The organism is Pseudomonadota bacterium, assembly GCA_039193195.1.
Lineage (GTDB): Bacteria > Pseudomonadota > Gammaproteobacteria > Steroidobacterales > JBCBZW01 > JBCBZW01.
The window spans coordinates 21,038-30,399 of the sequence record JBCCWS010000059.1; the positions used below are offsets into that span (position 1 = coordinate 21,038).

Genomic DNA, 9,362 nt, shown 5'->3' on the forward strand with positions numbered 1-9,362 from the left:
ACGACAATGCATGAGGCTAAGCGGCACACGCGTTCTACCATCAGTTTCTCTCCCTTAGGATCCGAACATGGCCTGACTTAACCGACAGATTGGAACCGGTAAACATGATGTCACCCGTTTCGGTATGGAGCGGGGCTAGCGTAGTTAGATCGTACGCATCGTCGAACCCAAGCACGTGCCCCAGTTCATGGGCCGCGATCTGCCCATGATTTGAGCACCCGCCCCCGGGTGGCGCGAGCCATTGGCGTACCAGGTTGGGGACGGGAGGGTTGCTGGACGAACCGGCGGTGGCGCAGGCGTTCGCGGGACCTCCAGGACGGTGGGCGATCAGCCCGCTCGCCGTACGAAATTCTATGTCCTGGCCATTGTAGAAGAGCGTGTCGTCGCTCTGGTCATCAAGGTTCACGACGAGCGTATACGTCGAGCCGCAATTCGTCAGGGTCTTCGACCACCGCGTCTTCGTCTCATTCACGAAGTTGGCTGTGGCGACTTTGTTCTGGCCCCACACCGTAAGGTTGTAGGTGACCGTGTTGCCACTAACCTGCACGCTCCCTGGGAGGATGTTCGGCGAAGACCAATTCGGATTGTGGAAACTGTACAGAGCCCCAGGGTTACACGGCGGCGCCTGCGCAAGTATCGTTACTGCGGCTGTGCGCGTTGGGCTCCCGTCGCACGGGCACTCCGCTGAGTTACCCACCACATGGCTCCCCGCACTGAAGCTGTTGAACACCGACTGACCAAGGGTCTCGTAGGTACCGTTTCCATCGAGGTCCCACTGCGAAATAGGTCCGCCGAAGCACCCATTCATCGTTACGTTGAGGTTTACTGAGGAACCGGCGGTGACCGTGTGACTGCCGCCACTCACGCCGCCGACCCAGATTGTCGTGAAGCCTGGATTGCAAAGCTCGCAGTTTTCGGCAAATAGCTCAGGAGGCAAATAGATGCTATTGCTGGGGCGCAGCATATCTGATTCTGCAGTAGCTGAAGTGAGCTTCATCCGAAGAAGGGCTTGTGAAGCTGTCGGCTCGCCGCGAGCGATAGAAGCAAGTGCCTGCTGCCACCACAGTGCGGGGACACCTTCGAGCGATAGCGATCCCACCGACAGGAACGAGGTGCCCTGGGCTCGTGCACCGAACACGCCAAAGAATGAGCCAGAGTACAGAGCGGCCGATCCTGCTGAAGCCATAAACATAGGCGTTCGATCATCCCAGGCCTCCCTGACGTCTCGCTCCCCTTCCGAGTACTCATGTTCGAGGCTCTCGCCCATCCACCCCACAACGCCAACGAGCCGTCCCAACTCATCATAGCGCCACCGAACAGATCGGTTCTTCACCACGACCCCCAACGGGCGGGAGATCTTGTCGTACTCAACTACTGCGCTAGCTCCCGGGGAGTAGTTGATCGAGTGGATGGTATTGTCATCGTTGAGAACTAGCTCTTGCGACCTCGTCTCTCCGTCCGCGAGCTTGCGAACGACACCGGTCAAGCGACCGGCGTTGTCGTACTCATAGACCGCCGACTCTCCAGAGGACAGAGTTGCTTTGGTTCGGTGCCCACTGGCGTTCCAGCCGTAGGTATGAGTCGAGCCGGAGGGGAATTGAACGGAAACGACGCGTCCAACTGAATCGTACTCAAAGCTGGTCACCCCATGTGGACCCTTAACCTCGGTGGGCTGACCATCGCCACTATAGGTGATGTTCCAGGCACCGAACGCGCTCATGACAGCGACCAAGTCACCTCTCGCGTCGTAAGTATGTTCCTCCCCCTCGAGAACGACTGTCCTGAGCGCCCCAATAGCACGCGTTTCCCCAGAGCTCTCCGATACAGTGTCACTGGTGATCTTGCTCGCCAGATCCGTAATCTCAGCACTCCCGGCGGTAAGCAACTCCTCCACTCGGCGCACAGCGCCAGTTCGCTCGTACTCGATCTTTCCTACTGCAGTACCACCAGAAATGAACGATCTGACCCCCGAGTGTTCATCATCCAGTAGTTCGGCCCTGGCACCGCGCTGGTCAAGGATCGACTGCGTGGTGCCACCGCGGCCCTGAACGAACGTGACTGCCCTACGGTTTACGTTTGACACAGACGTACGGTTGGCATCGTAGCCAAATCGAAATTGTCGCCAGGAGTGATCAAGCCGTGCTACGCGGCCGTCGTCGGTGTACTCGACTCGCAACTCGGCCGTATCCATGGGGGTTCTCAACGCGACCACCTGCTGTGAATCACCTTGATAGGAGTAGCGCCAGGTTTGGTCAGCGAGATCAACCACTGCAACTAGTCGTCGAAGGTCATCGTATTCGTACGCCACGGAACGACCACTGTCATCAACTACGGAAGTAACCTGCGCGAAGTCGTTGCGAGCAAGCTCGATCCAGCGCCCGTCGCTGTTCTCAACACGGCTAAGGTCCCCGTGTCGATACCGGAACACCGTTTCATTGCCGTAAGTGTCGAGCACGCGACTTATACGATACGCACTCGCGGTGGCCGGATCTGCCTCGAATTCACGCGTCCAGCCGTTTCGCATCTCCACGACGTAGCCATGGCGAGTGGCCAACGGCGTCACACGCACGATGGTGGACGAGATCGGTGAGGCCGGAACGAAACCATCCTGGTCAACCACGAGCCGCGTTCTCAGTCCGGACTCCTGCTGATAAAGCAGCTCTCGGGTAGATGCACTCTGTTGCAGGCTCTCTTCCCCGATCCAGGTCCAGCCTGGACCAAAGTCCCCGCGCGCACGCGGGAGGCTGGAGTCGTACACGCGACTCACACCCACGGGAATACGACCAACGGTGACGATGTCGCGCCTAGCGAAAGTCAGGTTGCCGGCTCCGACATTGACCAGATCCACCTGAGCTCCCCTGGACTCATGCTGTGGGTTTGGGAAGAGGACCTGAAATCGCCGATGCTCCGAAAACTCATTCGCGTATTGCACATAGTCTCGGAATTGCTCCAGCTCCGCATCTGCGTTGGCTTCGAGTCTGGCCGAAGAAAGAAGCGCGAGTATCGCTACGCAAGCAATTCTAATCACCACGTCTGGCACCACCCTTGATACCTCATCGGCCACCAACGCGGACACTAATTAAGTCATTCACATAACACAACCCTAGCGGGACGCCCAGGATCATCGGCTGGTCCGAAAGGAACTTCCATCGAAAATTGACAGGCTAGCCCATCGTCGACTTCGTCGACCCTTCGAGGACGAACGAGCCTCCCGGTGACCTGACAGTTGTTAGCATCAATTGGTTGTTTCGAAAGCCGCTCCTTTCTCGAGACTCGGTGATTCCTTTCTGTCTTGCGAGTATGGCGTGCAGCCGCGGAATCTACGGCAAACCTGAGGGCTGCACGCAAACGTCTACGCCGTGGTTACGCAAGGTATCAACACTACTAGTGATGGCGGTCTCCCTCGAAGCGTAAAGCGCGATCCGCCGCCGCTAAGAGAGGCGCGTCACCGAGCCTCAACTCAGGGCGTAACGCCCAAATGATGACGAGACCGTACCTTGTGAAGAACTCTGTACCCAGTCCTGTAACGCCGCTTGCGGGTTGCTCGGACGCCGGGCCAGCCGAGATAGGGCCGATCGGCCCAACAGTCCGGCCGTCTGCAGACAACGAGAGCGCGCGGTGCCAGCCTCAGCTCAATCCGCTATGCCGCCGCGGACTCCCAGTCGCACCCGATCCTCTCGTCGCCATGCAGCCGTCGTCATCCGGTGCAGTTCGACATGGAGTCGTTGGCATCGCTGGCCTCCCCGCTGGTGAAGCGAACATCCAGCTTGGGCCAACCTATCATTCCTCGTATCATTCGGGCGCCAAAGGCATGGCGAGTGCGCGGCGGACGAGTAGTGGTCTCCTGCGAGTCAACATACCCCCATTTCCGGTCATTCCAAAATCGGTTCCATTTCGTATGGATGATTTCTCACGTCTGGAGACAGTTCAGCTTATCGTTGCGGGATCTTCGATGTGCAAGACAACAAGAACAGTCTCCCATAGGACTCTTAGCAAAAGCACTGAGGCACTTGAGAAGCGCTGCTCGCACCGGAGACGTTCCGGGCACATCTAGGACATCTACTGAGCACTCTGACGAAACGCACAACAACTGCATGCACATGAGAGCGCGATGCACATGAATTTTCTCGTCCAGCATTTCCAGCCTGCAACTCCGCTGAGCACGGCACCGACAACGTCATTCCGCAAGATAGCGTATGGAGCCGCGAGATAGAGAGCGCTACGCGCAGTGAGCGGCGCCTCCGAAACTATGATGGCAAAACTCGATGTAAGCGGTGGAGTGGGAGGGATGCGGCCAATTCCTTGGGTTCTCATGAGAGCCTGCAGCGCCCTCGCGCCAAAGCAAAAAGCGAGACATAGGCCGCAGAAGCAGCCACCATCCAGAGCAAAGCTTCGATGAGAAGTGGGGAGGCTGCCTGATGTAGAACCTAGAAGGCTAGGCACACCAGCTAGCGGTCGACTTTGACTGAGCAAGCCGGACCGCCGAAGAGGCCACAAAGCGTCTCCGAGAACCGAAGCGAAGTGGAAGCCTGTTCCGTTCGCTCAAGCGTTACCGCCGAATCGCCTCACGCTTCGGTCAGCGTCGACGCCATGTTTATGTTCTCAGCCGCTTCGCACTGATCACCGATGCCCTAACTCGCGTTAACAGCCCCAGCCCGCCCCGCTCTCTTCATGTGCCGATCACCCACCTTAACTTCCCATGAATCTTGTTTTCTTGACAAGTTGCGGATAGGTTTGGTGCTATAGCGCCAGTGTATTGGCACACGGAGAGTGACCATGACAAGTATCGCTAGTCGGACACTGTCATCATGCGCCGTCGGTGCGCTAGTACTCGGCTTGAACGCATCAGCCCTTGCGGAGAACGCATGGTGGGCGTATGGGCAAGTTGAGTTCGTTCAACAGTCCCACGACTTGGTGGCGATAGGCTTGACATCGACCGCGCTGGACGGATGTCTGCACGATCGCGTGTATTTTCGAGATCCCGTGCTTGGAGAGAAGCTGGTCGACCGAGCCTTCAGTATGGCCCTTTCCGCTCAAGCATCAGGTCGGCAATTGGGTATCGTAATAGACTTAGATGCGCGGAATCAGGGCGCCGAGTGTCGCGCTCTCGGGAACATGGTACTCATCGACTAGCAGCCAGGCGTCGCGCCAGGGTCGACACTCGGTTGTGCCCCAATCATGGTACGACCGGTAGTATCGCGGTCAATGCTGGTGACATCGAAGTGATCAATACCACTGGCTCCGGCAGCGGCTAGAGGCGACGGCGCCCCGGGACACCGTGGCGCGGCAGCTCGAGAACGCGCTCGGCGTGAGCCGACCCGCTGTGCCTGGAACGCCCTCATGCGGCGTGGGGTGTGCGCGCTAGCAGGGCTTACCTCTGCGTCGTGCTGCAGAGGGAGATCCAGATCGGTCAACGCTAGAGGTGCCGTTTTGCTTCTACGGCTGATGACCAGACCCAACCATGGGGGCAAAGGGATGAAAGCGGAGATTTGCAAAGCCTGGACGCTCTACGCTCGCGGGGCCATCTGTTTGTTCGCGCTACTCTCGAGCCAGTGTTTCGCGTTTGGCTTCGAGTACCGTGCCTACAGCGGAGACCTCGAAGGCGACGGCGATTCCGATCTGCTTGTGGCCGCCCCTGCGCAGTTCGTCTTAATCAGCACGGGTGGTGTCCTAGCACCGGTTCGCCTACGGCCCTCAGTCGAAGACACTTTACTTGTCCAAGCAAGCGGGGAGCTCAACCTAGTCCCCAATCCAACCGCAGCACAACTTAGCGCTGCCCGCGAGTGGACCGAATCCGTATCAGGTGTTTGGGAGATTGAACTGGACAGCGACGACCGCCCGGACGCGTTCGTCAACCTAGGTTCAGAGTTCGCTGGGGTACCCGATCTACTGCTGTTCGCAGGCGCGCCTGGGGCAAGAGCGGAAGCCACTGTATCGCTGTCGGGAGATCTACTTCAGTTCATCGGGGACATAGATGCGTGGGTCGATGATCGAGACTACTTTCTCCGTACGTCAGGAATCGGCCCCTTCTTCAACAAGACACGGCGCATCATCAATGCCTCTATAGCAGTTGCTTGTGCCGACACGTTGGCTGGTTGGGTGACTGCCGATTTGGCGTATCCGTTGCCCCAGTACTCCGACACTTACACTTCCTACGCGGACTACTTGAATTCCTGTCTGGGCTTCGAGGACGTTTGCCTGACGAACGATGCCAAGTTTGCGGTACTCAGGGAGTTCGAGATTGTATGGCCTGATGTCATACAAGAGAGCGTAGATTGGTCAGCCCACGTGCCGGGAACACAACAAGCGGTCGATGCCCTCGAGGTTCTACTCGAGTCGGTGGACGTACAGGTCGGCGACGCCAACGTGCGGATTGTCCTGGATGTCCTCGAGGTGCTTCTCGGACGATCCCTACCCGACTCCGACATGACTCGGCTCGACAACCTGATTACTTCTCTACTACTCGCCGCAGGGGCGAGCGAACCGGAAGAGTCTAACGGCATCTTCGAGATCATCCCCATCAGCAACAAGGTCAACCTACGTCGAAACCAGGCGATTGCAATCGTCCGCTTCCGTGTGCCAGAGAATTCGTTTGGAACGATTGTGCAGAGAGTAGATGTCGATTTCGATCTTTGGGTTGAGGAGCAGCCGGCGACGACGACTGTAGCGAGCGTTTGCGATACCCCTGAAGACCTAGTTGGGGGAGCATCATACGTGTTCTATGAAGCGTGGAGTGTTGTGAATGGCTCAGTCAAGCGTTCACGGAACTTCGATCAGTCGCTGGAGAACCTACGTGCCCTTGGGTTCCGAGGTCACGACGTGTTTAGTACGGTGGCACCGTCGCAAGCGTTTGGGCGTTACGCCGTGATAGGGGAAGCTCGCTACTTCCAGGATGTGGGGATCAGCTCCTTCGGAGGAATCAATTTGGACTGTCCACGATCTGCGTTATCGGGTGGGCGGCCCTCGACAGTGACCAACCCGTCCGGGCCACCGTCCGGTTGGTCAACGCGACCCTTCCTCGGGCCACGAGATCACAAGTTGATCGTCAAGTACGGCACCTCAAATCCGGCCGGTGACAGCGTTACGATCGAAGAGATCGTCCCCTGAACCGCTGTGTTCGCCAGAGTGCTGATCTTCGGACTTTCGTGCTGGGCAGCCTATTTGGCAAACGTTGCAATTCGCTTCGGGCCCGGTTCAGGACTGGGTGTTTGGGCGTTGGTCAAACGCGATCCTTGGTGGCTCGGGATAGCCCCGTACGTAGCGCCCTTGGCACTGGTAGCGTTGATCTGCCTATGGAGGCAACTGGAGCGATTCAACGCTGGTGACGGAACACTGGCAATCGGCACCGCTGCGGCGGCTTTGTTCCTGTCTCCTATCGCCTTCGTCAGAGCTGAAGTTACGAACCCGGTACTAATCGTTCCCGAGGCGTACTGGGTGTGTGTCGTTGTCTTCAGCCTTTGGTGCATATTGTGGATATCAGTACAACAGGCGCGCCATTGGAGACGCAAGGGCAGTTGAGACTGTGCGCGCGTCGGAGAGCACGATGAGGTCGGCCGGCGTCACGAAATCGAACATCGTCAATTCGCGGAACGGTACCAGCTTCACGAGAGGCATCAGGCGGAGCGTGATGAAGTGATCTACCGCCACCTGACAAACCGCCGAGAGCAAGAAGAAGCTTTTCAAGAACGCTTAGAGGACATCTCCCGAAAATCGGATGATCTCAAGTCACAGCTACGTGAACTTGCCCACCTTGGGGAACGTCCCGAAGCCCGATTCGATGAGCCACCTCTCGAATAGCGTAAGCGCCCTCGATTCGCCGTCTTCTCAGGCCCGCGCGAACGCCTGACACTGCGCCCCGTCATCAGCGACGGGAGTGAGTCATGGCGAAGGATCATCGAGACGCGGCGAGGCGTGAGCGACAGTGGAAGGCCCGGATCGAGGGCACTTACAGTAAATCGGTACAGGCAAATCCACACATGACAAGACAACTTGTCAACCACCATGAGGCTGCTCTCCTGCCATCAGCTCAGCAATCCTCTCTTTGATCTCCTGAACATCCGACGGCGAAGGCGGCGTCAATTCACACTCGTCAAAGGCAGCATGGAGCACATCCTCTAGCTCACTCGACGAGAACGAGAAGCCGTCATACATTTGCATTACTTCAAACAGATAGCGAACGCACTCTATGGGCAAATCGTCCGATATGTAGCAACCGATGATGCGATCTAGGTTGGCGGCGGAAATCTTGTACGCCTTGTCCCCGATCAAGTAGATGGGTGCTGAAACGCCAGTCTTGCCGAGTTTTCTGTAGTGGTCCCTCGCCTCTTGCTGGAGTAACAAGCGAAACTCCTTCACGTTCAGCCTGTTCTCAAAAAAATCGATCAGACGTCCTAACTCCATATGAGCACCCTCACTCCTAATTGTCCTTGGACGGATCCTTCTGCGGACGCCCCTCCGGCCCGCCCCTAAGGGGCTTCCTATGTTGGAACCTACCTGCCCTATCGAAGGAGTCTTTATACGTCGCATCGCAGACTACAGGTACATTCCGCTATCAGCGTCATTTGATGTTTGATACGCCGAGCGTCCTCATTAATAGCTTTCTTCTTAGCTTTATGCTCGACAAGTGTGAGCCTCATGACTAGTCGTAGTGCCTAATCGCTCTAGATACTGTATGGCGGGAGCAATTGTGTATCGCAGCAACTTCGGAGATCGGTAGGCAAGGATTGGCGGCGAGCTGGGCTTGGATAGAACGCAGCGTGGACTCATCAATCTTTCGAGGACGACCGAGCTTTACACCACGACGACGCGCAGCTGCCAATCCTTGTTTTGTGCGTTCGCTGAGGGTATCGCGCTCGAACTCAGCCAGGGCGGCCATGACGCGATAGAGCAGCCGACCGGTTGGCGTGCCAGTGTCCATCCCCAGGGCAAGAATGCAGACTCGGACCCCTCGGTCGAAAGGCGTATCTAGCACCGTCGTCACGTGTGCTGTGGAGCGAAAGGCGCGGTCTACTGAGCTCACCACCAACGTGTCTCCTGTAGCCAATTCCTCCAGCAATGCATCCATCACCGGTCTGCGCTTCGCAGTCGCAGACACGCCATGCTCGACTTGGACGGCCTCGCCGCTTTCCCGTAGCGCGTCTATCTGACGGTCAGGAGGTTGTTCTTCTGTTGATACGCGGATGTAGGCGATACGGCGACCCATGATGCTCTCTCCCGTGGGGCCCCCCCCTGTCAGGATAGTTGCCCGGTGATTTGATTCTTACTTTTCTGAGCGGGGGGCGGAAGAGAGAGCATTCGATGCCCCGCTATTCCGAGCAGATCCGTGAGCAAGCTGTGCGCAAGATGATGCCGCCGAACGCGAA

Annotated in this window: 5 protein-coding genes; 1 reads left to right on the forward strand and 4 read right to left on the reverse strand. The window is 57.5% G+C overall.

Annotation, left to right across the window (positions count from 1 at the left end; genetic code table 11):
- Positions 1-40: 40 nt before the first annotated feature.
- The gene (locus AAGA68_24940) at positions 41-3,064 is read right to left on the reverse strand and encodes a DUF6531 domain-containing protein (GenBank protein MEM9388322.1); all 3,024 of its coding nucleotides are present in this window, start codon (positions 3,062-3,064) and stop codon (positions 41-43) included.
- Between the two features lie 2,411 nt (positions 3,065-5,475).
- Here AAGA68_24940 and AAGA68_24945 point away from each other — a divergent pair.
- The gene (locus tag AAGA68_24945; protein ID MEM9388323.1) at positions 5,476-7,107 is read left to right on the forward strand and encodes a hypothetical protein; all 1,632 of its coding nucleotides are present in this window, start codon (positions 5,476-5,478) and stop codon (positions 7,105-7,107) included.
- A gap of 369 nt (positions 7,108-7,476) precedes the next feature.
- Here the strand turns inward: AAGA68_24945 and AAGA68_24950 are convergent, their stop codons facing one another.
- The 3 genes from AAGA68_24950 to AAGA68_24960 all read right to left on the reverse strand — a co-directional run bounded on the left by AAGA68_24950 (position 7,477) and on the right by AAGA68_24960 (position 9,202).
- Entirely contained in the window at positions 7,477-7,683 is a 207-nt protein-coding gene (locus AAGA68_24950) for a hypothetical protein (GenBank protein MEM9388324.1), read from the reverse strand.
- A gap of 309 nt (positions 7,684-7,992) precedes the next feature.
- Positions 7,993-8,400 carry a hypothetical protein gene (locus AAGA68_24955; protein ID MEM9388325.1) on the reverse strand — a complete coding sequence of 136 codons (408 nt, stop codon included), beginning with the start codon at positions 8,398-8,400 and terminating at the stop codon, positions 7,993-7,995.
- Between the two features lie 238 nt (positions 8,401-8,638).
- Positions 8,639-9,202, reverse strand: a complete 564-nt coding sequence (locus tag AAGA68_24960) for a recombinase family protein (GenBank protein ID MEM9388326.1) — start codon at positions 9,200-9,202, stop codon at positions 8,639-8,641.
- Between the last annotated feature and the right edge of the window lie 160 nt (positions 9,203-9,362).

Coding starts and splice junctions, on each gene's coding strand:
- AAGA68_24945 (MEM9388323.1), top strand. CDS start 5,476: ATGAAAGCGGAGATTTGCAAAGCCTGGACGCTCTACGCTCGCGGGGCC.
- AAGA68_24955 (MEM9388325.1), bottom strand. CDS start 8,400: ATGGAGTTAGGACGTCTGATCGATTTTTTTGAGAACAGGCTGAACGTG.
- AAGA68_24960 (MEM9388326.1), bottom strand. CDS start 9,202: ATGGGTCGCCGTATCGCCTACATCCGCGTATCAACAGAAGAACAACCT.